This window comes from Paraburkholderia phymatum, assembly GCF_040965635.1.
Taxonomy (GTDB): Bacteria; Pseudomonadota; Gammaproteobacteria; order Burkholderiales; family Burkholderiaceae; genus Paraburkholderia; species Paraburkholderia phymatum_B.
Map to the genome: position 1 here is coordinate 151,620 of NZ_JBFRCH010000012.1, position 15,899 is coordinate 167,518.

Below are 15,899 nucleotides of genomic sequence, written 5' to 3' on the forward strand. Positions count from 1 at the left end.
CATCATGTTAGACCAGACGACTATTCGCGAACTCGCCGCGAAGCTAGACCACGCCGAGAAAACGCGCACGCAATTGCGGCATTTCTCGGCTGCCTATCCGGAGATGACGATCGAAGACGGCTATGCGATCCAGCGCGAATGGGTGAAGATGAAACTGGCCGAAGGCCACGTGATCAAGGGGCGCAAGATCGGCTTGACGTCGCGCGCGATGCAACGTTCGTCGCAGATCGACGAGCCGGACTATGCTCCGCTCCTCGACAGCATGTTTATCGAAAGCGGACAGGACATTCGCGCGGACCGCTTCATCGCGCCGCGCGTCGAAGTGGAACTGGCGTTCATTCTCGCGAAGCCGCTCAAGGGCCCCGGCGTGACGCTGTTCGATGTGCTCGACGCGACGGCATACGTGACGCCCGCTGTCGAGATCATCGATGCACGCATCGAGCAGTTCGACCGCGACACGCGAGCGCCGCGCAAGGTGTTCGATACGATCTCCGACTTTGCCGCGAACGCGGGCATCGTGATGGGCGGCCGTCCCGTGCGCCCGATGGATGTCGATCTGCGCTGGGTCGGCGCGTTGCTGTACAAGAACGGTGCCGTCGAAGAGAGCGGTCTCGCCGCAGCCGTGCTCAATCACCCGGCGACGGGCGTTGCGTGGCTCGCTAACAAGATCGCGCCGTATGACGAGAGCCTCAATGCAAACGACGTAATACTCAGCGGCTCGTTTACGAGTCCGATTTCCGCGCGCGCCGGCGATACGTTTCATGTGGATTACGGCCCGTTAGGCGGTATTGCGCTCAACTTTGTCTGAGGGCTCGCTATGGAACGCGTCCAGAATCGCTTCAAGCGCGCATTGGCGCAAGGCAAGCCGCAGTTCGGATTATGGGCGGCGCTTGCTGATGCGTACGTCGTCGAACTGCTTGCGACGGCGGGTTTCGACTGGCTGCTCATCGACAACGAGCATGCGCCCAATGATGTGCGCAGCACGCTCGCGCAATTGCAGGCGGTGTCCGCGTATCGCTCGCATCGTGTCGTGCGTCCCGTCAAGAGCGACGCGGCGCTGATCAAGCAGTTGCTCGATATTGGTGCGCAGACCTTGCTGCTGCCGATGATCGATACCGAGGAACAGGCGCAAGCGGCCGTCGCGGCGACGCGTTATCCGCCGCTGGGCGTGCGCGGTGTAGGCAGCGCGCTTGCGCGGGCGTCGCGCTGGAACCGTGTGCCCGATTATCTCGCCAGCGCTTCGGACGAGTTGTGCGTGCTGGTGCAGGTGGAGACGGCACAAGGGTTGTCGAATCTGGGTGCGATTGCGAACGTCGATGGCGTGGACGGCGTGTTCTTCGGGCCGGCGGATCTGAGCGCGTCGATGGGCTTTCTCGGCAAGCCTGGCGAACCTGTCGTGCGCGAGGCGATTCGCGAGGGCATTCGAACGGTGCGCGCGGCGGGCAACGCGGCGGGCGTGCTCGCGCCCGATCGCGCGTTCGCGGCCGAATATCTGGAAGCAGGCGCGACCTTCGTCGCCGTTGGCACCGATACGGGTCTGCTCAGCCGCGCGGCCGCCGATCTTGCGGCTTCGTATATCGCAGATGAGAGGCGCGCGGATACGACGGCAAAGGGCGGGTACTAGCGTCGCGTGGATGCGTTCGATGCGGAGGCGGCACCATGACGTCATCGATCAAACTCGTGCTCTTCGACATGGAAGGCGTGTTGTCCCATTACGACCGTACCGCGCGGACCGATCGCATGTCGTCGATCACGGGCAAGCCGCCCGAAGCCGTGCGCCACGCGATCTGGGGCTCAGGGCTCGAAGCGCGCGCCGATTCCGGAGAGATCACCGACGACGAGTATCTGCTCGAACTCGGCAATCTGCTGGGCTGTTCGATCAGCCGTGACAACTGGCTCGTTGCGCGCCACGCGTCGATCACGCCCAACGCCGAATCGCTCGCCGTCGCCGCGCGGATTGCCATGCGTCGCAAGATTGCCGTGCTGACCAACAATTGCCGTCTCGTCACGGATCACATCGGTTATCTCAATCCGCCCGTTGCGCAACTTTTCGGCCCGCATGTGTATCCGTCGGCTGCATTCGGCGCGGCGAAGCCCGCGGCCCAAGCGTATCTCGGTTGTGTCAGCCATCTCGGCGCCGATGCGCGCGAAACGCTTTTCATCGACGACTCGGAGGCCAACGTCACAGGCGCAATCAATGCCGGTTTGCACGCGTATCAGTTCGTCGATGCGGATGCGCTCTCGCGAGAGCTTGCACGATTCGATCTGCTGTAGCGCTTCTATCGGGGCGACTTCGTGCGCCGGATGAAACGCTGTTCGACGACCGTCTTTCCCCACTGCGTTCCGTTCGCTTCTTCGGCCAGCGTGAAGCCGAACGCCTCATACAGATGACGCGCAGCGTCGAGGCCCTTGAACGTCCAAAGGTAGGTCTCGTCGAAGCGTTCGTCGACGAAGGCCATCGCGCGCGCCATCAATTGGCGGCCCAGACCCAGGCCGCGCAGCGAATCGTCGACAATGAACCAGCGCAGGTGCGCGATGCGCGTCGAAGGGTCCGAGTCGATCGCGACCGACGCAAGCGTGCGCGCGTTGTCGACGACGAGCCACAGTCCCTTGCCAGGGTCGGGTAATGATTCTGCGAATGCTGCAAGCTCTGTCGCGACGCGTTTTTCGAAGAACACGCCGAAGCCCGAGTGCTGCGAGTAGTAGCGACCGTGAAGGCTCGCGACGTCGCCGATGCAACCGGGGTAGTAGCCCTCGACGATTTGCACATTCGGCGCCGATGGCGTCTGATTCTCCTTGGCATCGTTGTCCTGCGCGAGCGCGCTCGCATACAGCGACAGCGCACGCACCAGCGCCTGTTGATCGGACGGCGCGAGCTTGCGCAGTGCGCTCGACACCTGATCGGTTGCGAACTTGTCGATTTTCTTGCGCAACTGCTGGCCTGCTCTCGTCAGGTAAAGCTCCGACGAACGCCCATCTTCGCTCGAAGCCGTGCGATCCACGAGCCCCGCCGATTCCAGCTTTGCGATCTGTCTGCTGGCGTTCGACTTGTCGAGGCGCAAAAGACGGGCGAGATCGCGCGCCTGCATGCCGGGCGTCGCGCCGATTTCGAGGATCGCGTGCACGGCTGACGGCGCAAGATCGCTTTCCGCGAGCGTGGAGCGCATGAAACCGAGCTCGCGAACGAGCTTGCGCGAGAACTCGCGCAATTCGACGATGGTCTTGTCGCGCGATTGAGAAGGTTTGTCGATAAGGTCCATCACAGCTCCTGGAGTTGCGCTTCGCAACTACTATAGTTGCGAAGCGCAACTTGGGCAAGGAGCTTGATTTCTCTACGCCTCGCTCACTTGTATGTGATAAAGCCCACACGGGCATAGTACGAAGCGGTCTTTCAACGGCTTCGCCGCGAGTTGTGGAATGTTGTCGGCGTCGTAGATCGCCCATAGGGGACCGAGTCCGCCCAATGGCATTGGCTTGCCGTCCATATGAGTCGCGACGATGAATTTCCAGGCGCGCACATTGTCGAGCGTCGTCAGCACCGTATAGCCATCGACTGCGCGCAATGAGATCTTGGTGTCGCCGGAATTGGGCGCGCCGGCCTGCTCGAGCACGTTCGTGAGCAACGGGCCGCTCAGCGTGTGCTGCTTCGCGTCGTATTCGATGGTCGGCTTGATCGTCACGGCGGGCAGACTGGCGACGGACGGGTAATCGAACGTATAAGCCTCCGGGAATTTGACCAGTTGCTTCGCCATCAACTGATCGAATGCCGGATCGAGTGCGCCACGATTTGCGCGCTTGATCGCACCCGACACGGTCAGGATCGCCGGCGCCGCCGCGCAAGCGTAATGCTTCGTGTTCGTTGCGGCGAACGCGGGCGTCATGGCTGCGCCGAATGCAGCGGCGCCGGTCAGGAACTGACGTTTATTCATGTTCATTTGCTCCGCTGATGAGCGATTGCCGCTCGACGCGAAGTCTGCGCTCGCGCGTGCGCGTTTCATGATGCTCTGCGGTTGTTACAGGCGCAACGTTGCAGTCGCCAAACCCTTTCACCGATGCTGACGCGGTAACGCATCAGCGTAGAATCGAATCGCGTTGAATGCGGCTTGTCATTCAATACGCGCCCATTCCACGGAACCGGGGAGGATCGCGCATGAAAGTCGAATCGCAAGGCGAATTGGCGCCGCTCGTCGTGGTGCATCCCGACAGGGAGATCGCAACGAGTCAGCGCCTGCCGTATTTCGTGGGCATCTCGGCCACAACGACGGGCGCGCAGGCGTTGTCGATGTACCTCGTCGTGGTGCCGCCCGGCGGACACGCCGAGCCGCACATTCACAGCGGCTACGAAACGGGAATCTATGTTCTGGAAGGGCGTGTAGAGACCCGTTATGGGCCGGGCTTGCGTCAGTCGGTCGTGACGGAAGCCGGGGACTTTCTCTTCATTCCGCCCGGCGTGCCGCATCAGCCTTTCAATCTTAGTACGACGACGCCGGCTCGCGCGATCGTGGCGCGCAATCACCCTGAAGAGCACGAGCAAGTGATGCCCTACGATCCGTCCAGCGCGTCGTAGCAGTGCGTTCGGCAGGTATCAGAAAACCTGAACGATTCGATGCGGATTACGCGTTTTTCTTACGCCCGCGATTGCGGCATAGTAGTCACACGACGACCTACCCGAGATTGTGACTGCCATGAACATGCGAACCGACCACGCGTTGCTGGCCAATCCCCAACTGAGCTTCGCGAATGTCGCATCGGGCATCTGCATTCCGTACATCGAACGCGGTGCGGGTGAGCCCGTGGTATTCGTCCACGGATCGCTGTGCGACTACCGTTACTGGGACGCGCAGATTGCGCCGCTCTCCGCGCGTTTTCGTTGCATCGCTCCGAGCCTTAGCCACTATTGGCCCGCTGCCGACGCGTGCATTCAGGACGACTTCAGCTGGCACGCTCATGTCGCCGAGCTGGCGGAGTTCATCGACGCGCTGGATCTCGCGCCCGTTCATGTGGTGGGTCACTCGCGAGGCGGGTGCATCGCATTTCATCTGGCGCGCGAATATCCGCGTCTCGTCAAAACGCTGACGCTCGCCGATCCGGGCGGTCCGCTGCAAAACGACGGCGTGCGCGAAGCGTCGCTGCCCGCTGCCACGAACGCTTTGCGCGCGAAAGTCGCGGGCATGATCGAAGAGGGTATCGTCGAGCCGGGACTCGAACTGTTCGTCGATTCCGTCAGCACGCCCGGTGCATGGAAAAAGAGCACGTCCGCTTTTCGCACGATGGCGCTCGACAACGCGAGCACGCTGCCCAAGCAGTTTCGCGATCCACTGCCTGCCTATTCACGCGATGCGGCGTCGGAAGTGAAGTGCCGCACGCTGCTCGTCGATGGGCAAAAGAGCCCGCGCATGTTTCGCAATAACGTCGACAGTCTTCAAGAGTGGATCTATCTCGCGGACCGGGGAACGATTGCGGGCGCATCGCACGGCATGAACGTCGCCAGTCCGGCTGCGTTTAACCGGATGCTCAGTTCATTTATCGGCCATTGATGGCCGCACCAGGCTCGCTCATTTGAGCCGCAGCATCATCTCGACTTCGCGATCCGTATCGTCGTCGATTCCGTCGACGCAAGTCTCGTTCTCCACGGCTTCGAATCCCGTCGATTTGTAGAGCGCGATTGCGCCGGCGTTTTCAGCGTCCGTATTCAGCGCGATATGGGTCAGGCCCATTGCGCGCGCGTGATCGACGGCCGCGGCGATCAGTTGCCGCGCGATGCCGCTCCTGCGATGCGCGTGCACGACGAACAAACCCCACAGAAAGCCCTTTTGCTGCGCGGGACGCAACGGATAGCGCCTGAGTCCCGCCACGGCGATGAGCGTGTCGCCGTCGAAGGCGCCAAACACGATCTGGTTAGCCGTCGAACAGATACGCGCCTCGATTTCATTGATAGAGCGCTTTCCCTCTTCTTCGCGCGTGGACGCGAACGCTTGAGGCGCTTCGTCAATGGCGCACAGTCGCAGCGACGCGTAGGCGACTGCATCGCTCGCACGCAGGGGGCGAATGTGAGGGCGAACTCGGTTCATCGCGCGATTTTAAGGCACGGACCTGCGGTTCAGCTGCGAATGTCTCCCGAAATTCGGCGATATATGTCGTCGTATAACATACGTCTGCGACCACTTCTCAAAACTCTTGATCGCGCACTCGATGACGTGCTAGGCGCGCGTGTTTGCCTACGAGAACCGCCTTTGAGAAAGATGCTCAGGGTAAACGCGTTGTTGCAAAATCCGTTGTGCCACTTCATTCTGTCGTCAGACAACCTATGAGCATGTGCTTTCATGCGCGGTTGCTAATCTTGCCGGCAGAACGCCGGTGCGTCAGGAGGAGACGATTCATGGCCAACGTTGTGCAAGGCGTGTCCGTGGGACAAAAGACGCGAATCCGCTACGGTATCGTCGCGATGCTGTTCCTTGTCACGGCCGTCAACTATGCGGACCGCGCGACGCTTTCGATGGCGGGCACCGCGATGTCGAAAGATCTCGGTCTTGACGCGGTGGCCATGGGCTTCATCTTTTCCGCGTTCGGCTGGTCGTATGTGATCGGTCAATTGCCGGGCGGTTGGCTGCTTGACCGCTTCGGATCGAAACGGGTGTACGCGGCGAGCATTTTCATCTGGTCGCTGTTCACCGTATTGCAGGGCACGGTCACTTACCTGAGCGTTTCGCTTGCGGTCAGCACGCTGTTTGCGCTGCGCTTTCTTGTCGGCTTGAGTGAAGCGCCGTCGTTTCCGGCCAATGGCCGCATCGTGGCCGCATGGTTTCCCGCTGCCGAGCGCGGCACGGCTTCTGCGATCTTCAATTCCGCGCAGTACTTTGCGACGGTGTTGTTCGCGCCGATCATGGGCTGGGTCACGCATCGCTTCGGCTGGCCGTATGTCTTCTATTTCATGGGCGCAGTGGGCATTGTCGTGAGCATTGCGTGGATGAAGACGGTCTACGGTCCCAAAGATCATCCGCGCATCAGCCGCGCAGAACTCGACCACATCAAGGAGGGCGGCGCGCTCGTCGATATGGATGGGCCGAAGAAGCGCAACGTCGCCGACGAAGCGGCAACGCGCGATTCGAACTTCGCTGCGCAATCCACGGACGAAGCGCCGAAGTGGTCATACGTCAAGCAGTTGCTGTGCAACCGGATGCTGCTCGGCGTTTATATCGGCCAGTACTGCATTACGACGCTCACGTATTTCTTCCTGACCTGGTTCCCTGTATATCTCGTCAAAGAGCGCGGCATGTCGATTCTCAATGCGGGTTTCGTGGCCGCTTTGCCTGCCGTGTGCGGATTCATCGGCGGCGTGCTTGGCGGAATCTTTTCCGATTTCCTGATTCGCAAGGGATGTTCGCTGACCGTCGCGCGCAAGGTGCCGATCGTGGTGGGTATGTTGCTGTCGACGAGCATGATCGCGTGCAACTATGTCGATTCGTCGGCCGTCGTCGTGGCGATCATGGCGTTCGCATTCTTCGGCAAGGGGCTGGGCGCGCTCGGATGGGCCGTTGTCGCGGACACATCGCCGAAGCAGATTGCCGGTCTGAGCGGCGGTATGTTCAACACGTTCGGCAACATCGCCGCGATCACCACGCCGATCGTCATCGGCTACATTGTCAAGCTGACGGGATCGTTTAGTGGCGCACTCGTGTTCGTAGCTTGCAATGCGCTGGTTGCGATCGTGAGTTATCTGCTGATCGTGGGTGAAATCAAGCGAGTGCAGTTGAAGTGATCTTCTGAATGCCCGCAAGTGCGCGAATTTCAGTTCGACTGCTTGCGGGCATTTCGGGTTTGGCTCGAACATACGCTCGCTCGCATCCGCGCCGATAGACACCGTCACTTAGCCAAACTTCAACCCTGTCTGCTTCATCGCTTCCTGCAAGCCGAGCTTCGGGTATTTCTTCGCGACGATGCGCATATCGTTGCGCGTCTCTTCAACGAGCCAGTCGCGCAGGTTGGCAACGATCTGCCGCAACGGTTTGTCGGCCGGCGTGAGGAGACAGCAACGCCAATTCGTCACGATCACTTCGTGCTCGGCGGGCACTAAAGCGCCTTGAGCGAGCCAATGCGACACGGCATCCAGTTTGCCGAGCGCGATGCCCTGGCCAAGCAGCGCAGCATGCACGGCGCTCGCGTAATCGGTGAAGCTCAGTGTGCCCGCGACACGTCGCCCATTTCCGATGAACGCGCTAAAGCGTTCGTGCCAGCCGTGCTGTTCGTCGTCCGTTACAATCAGCGTGTCGCCTTGCGCGCGGCCCGCGTCTGAACGAACCGTGTCGAGATAACGCTGATTACAAACGGGCAGCAACGTTTCCGGCATCACGAACACCGCGTTCTCGTCGATCTCGCTGTCGTACAGAAAACGCATGCCCAGATCCACGTCATTGAGCGGCTCGTCGTTATGCCCGGAAATCAGTTGAAACCGCAAATCGATGTGAGGGAAAGCCTGCTTCACACGGCCCATGCGCGGCATCAGCCAGTGCGTTGCGAAGCCCGTCGATACGGATAGCATGACCGGCTCGACACCCGTCGCGTGGGCCTCGATTTCGCGTATTGCGTTTTCGATGCCATCGAAGCCTTCCGAAATCGCGCGATACAGAACCTTGCCGCTCTCGGTCAGTTCGATGCCGCCGCGCACGCGTTCGAACAGGCGCACGCCGATGTGGTCCTCCATGCGCGCGAGCATGCGGCTCACGGCCGGCTGACTCACATCGAGTTCCTGCGCGGCGCGCGTGAAGTTGCGGCAGCGGGCGGCCGCTTCGAACACGAACAGCGCATTGGCACTGGGCAGTTTCTTGCGAAGGCTTGGCATGACCTGATGTAATGCCTGATCCATCGAGTTGGAAATCGCTGTCGCGATGCGCTCGCCGGCTGCTGCGGCGAGCGATCGCGCGTCGATGAATTCGCCGCCGCGAATCGATTTTCCCGGCGCGCGTCCTCTGTCATAAGAGCGCTCGCGCGCGGAGGTAGTTCAATCGGGTGCAATCACGCAAGCGAGTGCGCAATCGCGGCGCCCACTTCCGCCGTGCTGGCCTTGCCGCCGAGATCGCCCGTATGCGGGCCGTCCTTGAGCACGGCTTCGATGGCGGCGAGGCTCGCATCGTGCGCTTCGCGTTCCGTTGCGCAGCTGCGCCTTCCAGTCGTCCGGCATCATCTGGCCGTGCTGAGCGTAGTAATTGCAACTGGCCCACTCGATGTGCTGATACGTGAGGCCGATACCATCGCGCTTGCAGACGACATCGAGTGCGCGCAACGCTTCGGGCATTACTTCCGCGCCGATGCCGTCGCCGGGAATCACTGCGATGCGGTAGTTGCGGGTCATAGATGTGTCCTCGTTGGGAATGGGTGGGAATGGATCGGGTTCGATCCGGCGATATGAGCAAGAGCGATTAGTCTCTTCGATTCACCATTTGCGCACTGCCGCAAATCGCGTGTAACCGGTGGCTTCAATGCGTCCTATCATGGTAGTGACAGCATTCATCAGCGCAGGAGCACGCCATGCCCTCCAAGCCGTCCTCTGAGCCGACTGACAAGCCTCTCGACCCCGCGCAGCCCCAAATGGGCACGAAGCCGCCAACCGGCACGAAGCGCAAAGCGGCCGCACACGCTCCGGCGAAAAACGCAAACGACGATCGAGTCGATGCCGACGCCGCAGAGCCCGAGCCGCACGAGCATCTTCCGAGCCGAAGCGACGACAACTGATCCGGCCGCAAGCGTCGACACCTTCCGCAAAAGAGTCATGTGGCAAGCCATGGAGAACATCAAGCGCTTGCCGGGAATCGACGAACGGTTGTTGATCGATCGACGCATCTCACGGTTCGAACACGAAGGGAGCAGATCATGCAGAACGTACTCGTAGGCTATGACGGGTCGCCATCCGCGCGACATGCCGTCGCTTTCGCGGTCGATCTCGCGAAGCGCTTCGACGCGCGGTTGCACGTTCTCGTCGTGGCGCGCGCGCCCGACTGGGGTGCGATAGAGCTGGAAAGAAAGGAGATGATCGACTACGAGCTGCGCCATGCCAACGAAGTGCTCGACGAGATCAAGGCGAAGCTCGCGTCCTCCGGCGACCATGCCGAGTTCGATCTCGTGGTCGGGCAGCCGGCAAAGGAAATCGTGCTCTACACGGAGCAGCACGGTATCGATCATCTCGTCGTCGGTCATCGCGGACATACGCCGTTCGACCGCTGGCTAATCGGCTCCGTCGCGCGTCAGGTGCTCGCCTATGCGCCCTGTGCGGTGACGATCGTGCGCGATCCGGCGTCGGTGAAGAAGCGTCGCGCAAAGAGCGAACAACGTTCGACGGAAGACGCCTCGTTCTTCTGAGCGCAACGCCCACACCTCGATATTCGGCTTTTCGCCGCATACATACGTCTGGTCAGCGGACGGGCTTTGAAGCGTCATATCCATTCCCGCTTGAATGGATCACAACATGATATAAAATGAATTGAAGCCTTCGAGCGGCTGTCGAGTGAGAGAGATTTGCTGTCGGTACGGACGAGAATAGTCCGCACGGCAAGATCCAGCTACCTCCAGGAGAAGAGAGCAGTCTCCGCATCAGGGCAACCGCTACGAAGGCCCTGCTTTTTCTACAGGGGAGTAGCCTTGCTCGTCACCTTTCAGTCACCAGCGACACCCGATGTCGTCATGCTTCGCGACCTCGCGCAGTACCTGCTCGGGTTGATCGGCAAGCGTCTCGACCGTCAGGGCGTGATCGTGCATGACGATTTGCCGGCAGCGATCCGGCGTCTCGAAGCTGCAATCGAAGACGATGCTCAGTCCGGTACGGTCTACGAAACGCCGGCATCCCATGCCGATCATCAGAAGTCGGGTCTCTCACAGCGCGCATGGCCGTTCCTCGACATGCTGCGCGAAGCAAAGCGGCAGGACGCCGATATTCTCTGGGGGTTGTAGCGTCTGTTGTGCGCTCCGTGACGATTTACGGCGCGCTATCCGGCGAAACCTCGAAGAGAATTCCGCAACCGACGCGATCCAGCAGTTGTGCATGCCGCTCGCCCGTCCACCAGCGCGCGAAAGGTCCGAGGTGATGATGTCCGATGACGATGAGGTCGGCGCGAAGCTTGTCGGCCATTGTCGCAATACGATCAACGGGGTCGCCCACGCAGAAATGTCCCGTCGCGTTCACGCCGCACGCCGATAACCGCTCGATACCGTCGCTCAAGACGCTGCGTGCTGCCTGCTCGTCGATTTCGAAGGCCATCGAAGAAAGAACGTCGTACCCGCTCGACCACCACGACGAATCCACGACCGAAAGCAGATGCGTTTCGGCTCCGAGCTGATGCGCAAGCGCCGCTCCACTGCGAAGCGCACGGCGTCCTTCGGGCGTTCCGTCGTAGCAAAGCAGAATGCGTTTGAACGGGATCACTTTGACACTCCCTCACTCGCGGGCCATTCGAAAGTCACTTTCGATACCGCTGACGTTGTCTTTCTTCGGCGTGAGACCAACCTCGTCCGCTGTTTCGATTATATGTCACGCTGTGATGTAAATGGGTGCTGTGCGCCTGCGCGCAAACGATGCGCTTTGGGGTTCGATCGTGGAAACATGTGGAAATCCCCAGGCGACAACCCAGGGTAACTACCGACAAGACTGTTGAAAAATTGTCAAATGATGTGTTTAGAATGTGGGTTCTAATGGTGCTTCGCACAAGCAAGCGCTTAATTACGAACACTCATCTGAATCGCATAACGCAGCGCGGCCCCGCTGTGCATGCGACATTCAAGGACTTAGTAATACTAATGGAGTCTTTTCAATGAGCATTCGGAATTCCGAAGGTGTCATTTCGGCGTGGGAGTTGGGAATCTCCGCTCTCAACGCGTGGGCCAATCCTGTCGTTCAGGAACTGCAATCGGTCGCGGAACTCAATCTGCGCACGATCAGCGCCGTGAACGACGAGGCACTGAAAAGCCTGAGCACGATCGGCAATTCTCACACCGCGGTCCAATGGAATGCGGGCGAGCTGGTAAGACTATTTGCGGACTACAGCACTGAACTGGGCCGGATCTTTTCGCGCCTGAATGAAAGGCTGCAGGACGTTGCGCACGCGCAGGCCGAAAAGAATGAAGTACTCACGCGGTCCATCATGGAAACGTTTCAGTGCCGCGCCAATGCGGCTTCGGCGCCGCTGACGTCGGTATTCCAGACGATGCTGTCCGCCGTGCCGAATCTCGAAACGGCTGCACGGCAGGAAACCGAACAGGCGATCGCGGCAGCGCGCGCCGACAGTCCCGTGCCTGCCGCCCGTGCCCGCAAGGCGGTTGTCGATTAATACTATGAATCCCGGCATTGCTTTGCGCAATGCACGCTGTGTCGCCTGCATGACACACGAACCATGTATTGCGTATTCACGCAGTGCAGTTTGATTGCGAATTACCAGAAGCAGGTATCAGAAGCAGGTCCGCGAGCCGGAAACGACTCGATGGGCCCTGTGGAATCAACCGATGCGCGCGGCTCACGCCGCAGCAACCACCGACACGCGACGTCGCAATGAACAGCGAAGCGCGCAGGCCAACGCAAAGCGAACGGCCGGAATAAAAGGATCAGTCGGGGAGACCAGTCAACGGCTGCAAATGCGAACCAGTCATTGACGATCGGGAAGTTTCGCAATGAATGTCTGATAGGTGCAAAGGATGACTAATCGAATTGCTTTGGTAACGGGCGGTATGGGCGGTCTTGGCGAGGCCATCAGTATTCGTCTGCACGACGCCGGCTATCGCGTGATCGTTACGTATTCGCCGACCAACAAGGGTGCGGACGAGTGGCTTGCTGCAATGGAAAAGGCTGGCCGCGCATTTTATGCCGTTCCCGTCGATGTCGCCGACTATGACTCGTGCCATAAGTGCGTCGCGAAGATCACGGCAGAGATCGGTCCCGTCGATATCCTCGTGAACAATGCCGGCATTACGCGCGACATGACCCTGCGCAAGCTCGACAAAGTGAACTGGGACGCCGTCATGCGCACAAATCTCGATTCCGTCTTCAACATGACGAAGCCGCTGTGCGAAATGATGGTGGAGCGCGGCTGGGGACGCGTGATCAACATTTCTTCGGTGAATGGCTCGAAGGGCTCGGTCGGGCAGACCAACTACGCAGCGGCGAAGGCGGGCATGCACGGCTTCACGAAGTCGCTGGCGCTCGAAGTGGCGCGCAAGGGCGTGACCGTCAACACGATTTCGCCCGGCTACCTTGCGACGAAGATGGTCACGGCCATTCCACAGGACGTCCTCGACACGAAAATCCTGCCGCAAATTCCCGCTGGCCGTCTCGGCAAGCCGGAAGAAGTGGCCGCGCTCGTCGCGTTCCTCTGCTCGGACGACGCAGGATTCATCACGGGTGCAAATCTGGCCGTGAATGGCGGCCAGCATATGAACTGAGCGAAAGAACACAATTAGAGCAAAGGCCCCGGCTAATGCGAAGAAAGCGCACCGAGGGCCTATCAAGAAGGAAGAAGTGGTGGAGACAAAACAACAGCTGTATCAATGCCGGTGCACGAATCGCGTCGTCGTCGTGAACCGGACTTTCGGGCCTCGGACACCCGCAGATCGCGACGCGGGCCGATACCGCGAACTCGTATTCGAGCAGTGTACGAACGCCGCTAACTGTCCAAAGTCGGGTCAATGCCCGCTTTGATCGTGTGGCGAAGTACTGCAAGAGTGTTTGCTACAGGGGATAGCAATGAACGAAACATGGATTGCAATCGCGCTAGGCGCGTCCGTGCTGCTGTTTGCGTTGCTGTCGATGGTGCAGCACTACCGTCGCGAGCGATTGCGCGCGGAATTACTGAAGAATCTCGACCATCATAGCTGGTGTCGTTTTTCGCGCGTGCGGAGGTAAGCCGGTTCTCTGTTCTGGTTTGCCAGGTACTTCAACCGCATTCGTGCGATGACGTGAAATTCACGAATCGCTGCGAATGCGGACGCAAATCAAAGACAAATTCCTGACTCGATAATCTGATTTCGATTCTCAACCATAGGGCAAAACGAAAGCCGCGCTTCATCGTGAGGTCGCATTGAACGTGCACATTACCGCTGCCGTAACGATTGGTAATCTGGACTGGACATCACGCGAGGTGAACAATGAATCGTCTCTTCAGATGGGTTGGAGCGGGTGCCTTGTTGGGTTCGGTGATTTTGCCGGCGGCGGCCGCGCAGGCGGACAACGCGCAAGATCATGATCAAGGCAACCAGAGCAAGGCAATCAAGCATGTGCTGCTGATCAGCGTCGATGGTTTGCACGAGCAGGACGTCGCGCGATGCATCGGTGCGAATACTTGCCCGAACCTCGCGCTGCTGGCGAAGTCAGGTGTGACGTATACGAATGCCTATACGCCGGGCCTGTCGGATTCATTCCCGGGTCTCGCCGCGCTGGTCACGGGCGGATCGCCGAAGTCGGCAGGGCTCTTCTATGACGTGTCCTACGACCGGACCTTGTATGCGCCTGCGGATACCGGTTGCACGGGCAAGCAAGGCTGGAACGTCGTGTTCGATGAGACGACGGGTATTGACGCGCAAGGCGGCGGGGCGCTGATTCATCTCGACGGCGGTGGCGCATTCAATCCCGATGCGATTCCGCGCGCGAAAGTCGGCAACAAGTGCGTGCCTGTTTATCCGCATAACTACATCAAGACGAATACGATTTTCGAAGTCGTGAAGCAGCACATGCGCGACTCGCGCACTGCATGGGCCGACAAGCACGCGTGGGGTTACGACTGGCTGAATGGACCTTCCGGCCGCGGTGTCGACGATCTTTCACGCACCGAAATCAATTCGATCAATCCGGCGACGGGCAATGACTATACCGATGCCTATAAGAACACGGAGATCTTCGATAACTTCCACCTCAATTCGATCATCAACGAAATAGACGGCAAGGATTCGACGGGAAAGCGCGATGCGCCTGTGCCGACTCTGTTCGGCACGAACTTCCAGACGTTGAGCGTTGCGCAAAAGGCGACGGTCGCAACAGGCGGCGGTTATCTTGATGCGAGCTTTACGCCTGGTCCGCAGGTGACGGCGGCAATCGCTTATGTAGATGACGCGCTCGGCAAGATGGTCGCGGAGTTGAAAGCGCGCAATCTCGCGAGTTCGACGATGATGATCGTGACGGCGAAGCACGGGCAGTCGCCGACCGACCATACGAAGCTCGTCAAGAACGGCGACACGGTGACGGCGCTGCTCGAAGCGAACAACTACCTCGATCCGAACGGCAACTTTGGTCAGAACAACAACGCCAAGGCGCTGAATGACGGAACGGGTCTGGTCGGAACGGGCTTTGTGCAAACCGATGACGTAGGGCTCATCTGGTTGCGCGATCAGAGCCAGGTGCAGGCCGCCGTCGCGACGCTCAATGCGAACCTGGGCTGCAACGCGCCGGGCATCTGCGCCGACGGTCCGCAGGCGTACATCCTGTCGGGACCGCGCCTCGCGTCGATGTTCGGTGATCCGTCGAATGGCCGGACGCCCGACATCATCGTGCAGCCGAATCCCGGCGTGATCTACACGTCGAGTCGGAAGAAGGACGAAGAGCACGGCGGCAATGCGCCGGATGACAGTCACCTCGGACTGGTCGTGTCGTTCCCGGATGGCAACTTTCATGGCGAGAGCATCGGACGCCGTGTGACGACGACGCAGGTCGCGCCGACCATTCTTCGCGCACTGGGACTGAACCCAAACGAACTGCACTCCGTCAAGGTCGAGGGCACGCCGGTCTTGCCCGGACTCGATGCCAACAACTGATCATCGTCGATAGTCCGGTTGACGTGCGGCGTCTGTTTGATTTGTCCGCCGCACGTCTTTTTCTTTTCAGCGGGTAATCGCGCCCGCTGCATATCGAGGCGACCCGCGCGGGGTCGCCT

At 60.0% G+C, this 15,899-nt stretch carries 18 protein-coding genes and 1 pseudogene; 12 read left to right on the forward strand and 7 right to left on the reverse strand.

The annotated features are described in order from the left end of the window. Positions 1-4: 4 nt before the first annotated feature. The 3 genes from hpaH to AB4Y32_RS21525 are packed head-to-tail and all read left to right on the forward strand — an operon-like array spanning position 5 to position 2,274. A complete protein-coding gene (gene hpaH / locus AB4Y32_RS21515) occupies positions 5-808 on the forward strand; it encodes a 2-oxo-hept-4-ene-1,7-dioate hydratase (RefSeq protein ID WP_368723278.1) in 804 nt (267 codons plus the stop codon). Positions 809-817: 9 nt separating this feature from the next. Then, the gene (gene hpaI, locus AB4Y32_RS21520) at positions 818-1,624 is read left to right on the forward strand and encodes a 4-hydroxy-2-oxoheptanedioate aldolase (RefSeq protein WP_368723279.1); all 807 of its coding nucleotides are present in this window, start codon (positions 818-820) and stop codon (positions 1,622-1,624) included. Positions 1,625-1,659: 35 nt separating this feature from the next. Next, positions 1,660-2,274 (forward strand): HAD-IA family hydrolase, encoded by a 615-nt coding sequence (locus tag AB4Y32_RS21525; RefSeq protein ID WP_368723280.1) that lies wholly within the window; start codon positions 1,660-1,662, stop codon positions 2,272-2,274. 5 nt (positions 2,275-2,279) lie between these two features. Here AB4Y32_RS21525 and AB4Y32_RS21530 read toward each other — a convergent pair whose 3' ends face one another. Together AB4Y32_RS21530 and AB4Y32_RS21535 are read right to left on the reverse strand one after the other, a co-directional pair. Continuing rightward, positions 2,280-3,260 (reverse strand): bifunctional helix-turn-helix transcriptional regulator/GNAT family N-acetyltransferase, encoded by a 981-nt coding sequence (locus tag AB4Y32_RS21530; RefSeq protein WP_368723281.1) that lies wholly within the window; start codon positions 3,258-3,260, stop codon positions 2,280-2,282. A gap of 72 nt (positions 3,261-3,332) precedes the next feature. After that, complete coding sequence (locus AB4Y32_RS21535) at positions 3,333-3,929, reverse strand: molybdopterin-dependent oxidoreductase (RefSeq protein ID WP_368723282.1); 597 nt, start codon at positions 3,927-3,929, stop codon at positions 3,333-3,335. Between the two features lie 221 nt (positions 3,930-4,150). Between AB4Y32_RS21535 and AB4Y32_RS21540 the strand changes: the two genes are divergently transcribed. Together AB4Y32_RS21540 and AB4Y32_RS21545 are read left to right on the forward strand one after the other, a co-directional pair. After that, the gene (locus tag AB4Y32_RS21540) at positions 4,151-4,567 is read left to right on the forward strand and encodes a cupin domain-containing protein (protein ID WP_368723283.1); all 417 of its coding nucleotides are present in this window, start codon (positions 4,151-4,153) and stop codon (positions 4,565-4,567) included. A gap of 118 nt (positions 4,568-4,685) precedes the next feature. Then, positions 4,686-5,537, forward strand: a complete 852-nt coding sequence (locus AB4Y32_RS21545) for an alpha/beta fold hydrolase (RefSeq protein WP_368723284.1) — start codon at positions 4,686-4,688, stop codon at positions 5,535-5,537. 18 nt (positions 5,538-5,555) lie between these two features. Here AB4Y32_RS21545 and AB4Y32_RS21550 read toward each other — a convergent pair whose 3' ends face one another. Then, positions 5,556-6,071, reverse strand: coding sequence for an N-acetyltransferase family protein (locus tag AB4Y32_RS21550; protein WP_368723285.1), 516 nt, complete (start codon positions 6,069-6,071; stop codon positions 5,556-5,558). A gap of 308 nt (positions 6,072-6,379) precedes the next feature. On the opposite strand from AB4Y32_RS21550, the gene AB4Y32_RS21555 reads away from it, so the two are divergent. Further along, positions 6,380-7,759 carry an MFS transporter gene (locus AB4Y32_RS21555; protein WP_368723286.1) on the forward strand — a complete coding sequence of 460 codons (1,380 nt, stop codon included), beginning with the start codon at positions 6,380-6,382 and terminating at the stop codon, positions 7,757-7,759. Positions 7,760-7,867: 108 nt separating this feature from the next. Here the strand turns inward: AB4Y32_RS21555 and AB4Y32_RS21560 are convergent, their stop codons facing one another. The 3 genes and pseudogenes from AB4Y32_RS21560 to AB4Y32_RS21570 all read right to left on the reverse strand — a co-directional run bounded on the left by AB4Y32_RS21560 (position 7,868) and on the right by AB4Y32_RS21570 (position 9,837). Next, positions 7,868-8,839 carry a LysR family transcriptional regulator gene (locus AB4Y32_RS21560; RefSeq protein WP_368723287.1) on the reverse strand — a complete coding sequence of 324 codons (972 nt, stop codon included), beginning with the start codon at positions 8,837-8,839 and terminating at the stop codon, positions 7,868-7,870. A gap of 312 nt (positions 8,840-9,151) precedes the next feature. Further along, positions 9,152-9,349: pseudogene (locus AB4Y32_RS21565) on the reverse strand (isocitrate/isopropylmalate family dehydrogenase); the annotation flags it as partial. A 158-nt stretch (positions 9,350-9,507) separates the two neighbouring features. Next, complete coding sequence (locus tag AB4Y32_RS21570) at positions 9,508-9,837, reverse strand: hypothetical protein (protein WP_368723288.1); 330 nt, start codon at positions 9,835-9,837, stop codon at positions 9,508-9,510. Positions 9,838-9,867: 30 nt separating this feature from the next. Here AB4Y32_RS21570 and AB4Y32_RS21575 point away from each other — a divergent pair, with 30 nt between their 5' ends. Further along, the gene (locus AB4Y32_RS21575) at positions 9,868-10,353 is read left to right on the forward strand and encodes a universal stress protein (protein WP_368723289.1); all 486 of its coding nucleotides are present in this window, start codon (positions 9,868-9,870) and stop codon (positions 10,351-10,353) included. Positions 10,354-10,632: 279 nt separating this feature from the next. Further along, positions 10,633-10,941: a DUF1840 domain-containing protein gene (locus tag AB4Y32_RS21580; RefSeq protein ID WP_368723290.1), complete on the forward strand. Its 309-nt coding sequence runs from the start codon at positions 10,633-10,635 to the stop codon at positions 10,939-10,941. A 25-nt stretch (positions 10,942-10,966) separates the two neighbouring features. On the opposite strand, the gene AB4Y32_RS21585 is transcribed toward AB4Y32_RS21580, so the two are convergent. Further along, on the reverse strand, positions 10,967-11,413 hold the full coding sequence (locus AB4Y32_RS21585) for a universal stress protein (RefSeq protein ID WP_342933934.1): 447 nt from the start codon (positions 11,411-11,413) through the stop codon (positions 10,967-10,969). A gap of 385 nt (positions 11,414-11,798) precedes the next feature. Here AB4Y32_RS21585 and AB4Y32_RS21590 point away from each other — a divergent pair, with 385 nt between their 5' ends. From AB4Y32_RS21590 to AB4Y32_RS21605, 4 genes are all read left to right on the forward strand, one after another. Next, complete coding sequence (locus tag AB4Y32_RS21590) at positions 11,799-12,314, forward strand: Phasin protein (protein ID WP_368723291.1); 516 nt, start codon at positions 11,799-11,801, stop codon at positions 12,312-12,314. A 361-nt stretch (positions 12,315-12,675) separates the two neighbouring features. Beyond that, positions 12,676-13,419, forward strand: coding sequence for an acetoacetyl-CoA reductase (phbB, locus tag AB4Y32_RS21595; protein WP_368723292.1), 744 nt, complete (start codon positions 12,676-12,678; stop codon positions 13,417-13,419). Between the two features lie 301 nt (positions 13,420-13,720). Continuing rightward, positions 13,721-13,879, forward strand: coding sequence for a hypothetical protein (locus tag AB4Y32_RS21600; protein WP_162849300.1), 159 nt, complete (start codon positions 13,721-13,723; stop codon positions 13,877-13,879). A 242-nt stretch (positions 13,880-14,121) separates the two neighbouring features. After that, positions 14,122-15,780, forward strand: a complete 1,659-nt coding sequence (locus AB4Y32_RS21605; protein WP_368723293.1) for an alkaline phosphatase family protein — start codon at positions 14,122-14,124, stop codon at positions 15,778-15,780. The last annotated feature ends 119 nt before the right edge of the window (positions 15,781-15,899 follow it).

Excerpts from the sequence above, each read along its gene's own strand:
- AB4Y32_RS21600 (WP_162849300.1), top strand. The coding sequence starts at position 13,721 with ATGAACGAAACATGGATTGCAATCGCGCTAGGCGCGTCCGTGCTGCTG.
- AB4Y32_RS21545 (WP_368723284.1), top strand. The coding sequence starts at position 4,686 with ATGAACATGCGAACCGACCACGCGTTGCTGGCCAATCCCCAACTGAGC.
- AB4Y32_RS21570 (WP_368723288.1), bottom strand. The coding sequence starts at position 9,837 with ATGCGTCGATCGATCAACAACCGTTCGTCGATTCCCGGCAAGCGCTTG.
- hpaH (WP_368723278.1), top strand. The coding sequence starts at position 5 with ATGTTAGACCAGACGACTATTCGCGAACTCGCCGCGAAGCTAGACCAC.
- AB4Y32_RS21575 (WP_368723289.1), top strand. The coding sequence starts at position 9,868 with ATGCAGAACGTACTCGTAGGCTATGACGGGTCGCCATCCGCGCGACAT.
- AB4Y32_RS21555 (WP_368723286.1), top strand. The coding sequence starts at position 6,380 with ATGGCCAACGTTGTGCAAGGCGTGTCCGTGGGACAAAAGACGCGAATC.
- AB4Y32_RS21525 (WP_368723280.1), top strand. The coding sequence starts at position 1,660 with ATGACGTCATCGATCAAACTCGTGCTCTTCGACATGGAAGGCGTGTTG.
- AB4Y32_RS21530 (WP_368723281.1), bottom strand. The coding sequence starts at position 3,260 with ATGGACCTTATCGACAAACCTTCTCAATCGCGCGACAAGACCATCGTC.
- AB4Y32_RS21590 (WP_368723291.1), top strand. The coding sequence starts at position 11,799 with ATGAGCATTCGGAATTCCGAAGGTGTCATTTCGGCGTGGGAGTTGGGA.
- AB4Y32_RS21605 (WP_368723293.1), top strand. The coding sequence starts at position 14,122 with ATGAATCGTCTCTTCAGATGGGTTGGAGCGGGTGCCTTGTTGGGTTCG.
- phbB (WP_368723292.1), top strand. The coding sequence starts at position 12,676 with ATGACTAATCGAATTGCTTTGGTAACGGGCGGTATGGGCGGTCTTGGC.
- hpaI (WP_368723279.1), top strand. The coding sequence starts at position 818 with ATGGAACGCGTCCAGAATCGCTTCAAGCGCGCATTGGCGCAAGGCAAG.
- AB4Y32_RS21535 (WP_368723282.1), bottom strand. The coding sequence starts at position 3,929 with ATGAATAAACGTCAGTTCCTGACCGGCGCCGCTGCATTCGGCGCAGCC.
- AB4Y32_RS21540 (WP_368723283.1), top strand. The coding sequence starts at position 4,151 with ATGAAAGTCGAATCGCAAGGCGAATTGGCGCCGCTCGTCGTGGTGCAT.
- AB4Y32_RS21550 (WP_368723285.1), bottom strand. The coding sequence starts at position 6,071 with ATGAACCGAGTTCGCCCTCACATTCGCCCCCTGCGTGCGAGCGATGCA.
- AB4Y32_RS21560 (WP_368723287.1), bottom strand. The coding sequence starts at position 8,839 with ATGCCAAGCCTTCGCAAGAAACTGCCCAGTGCCAATGCGCTGTTCGTG.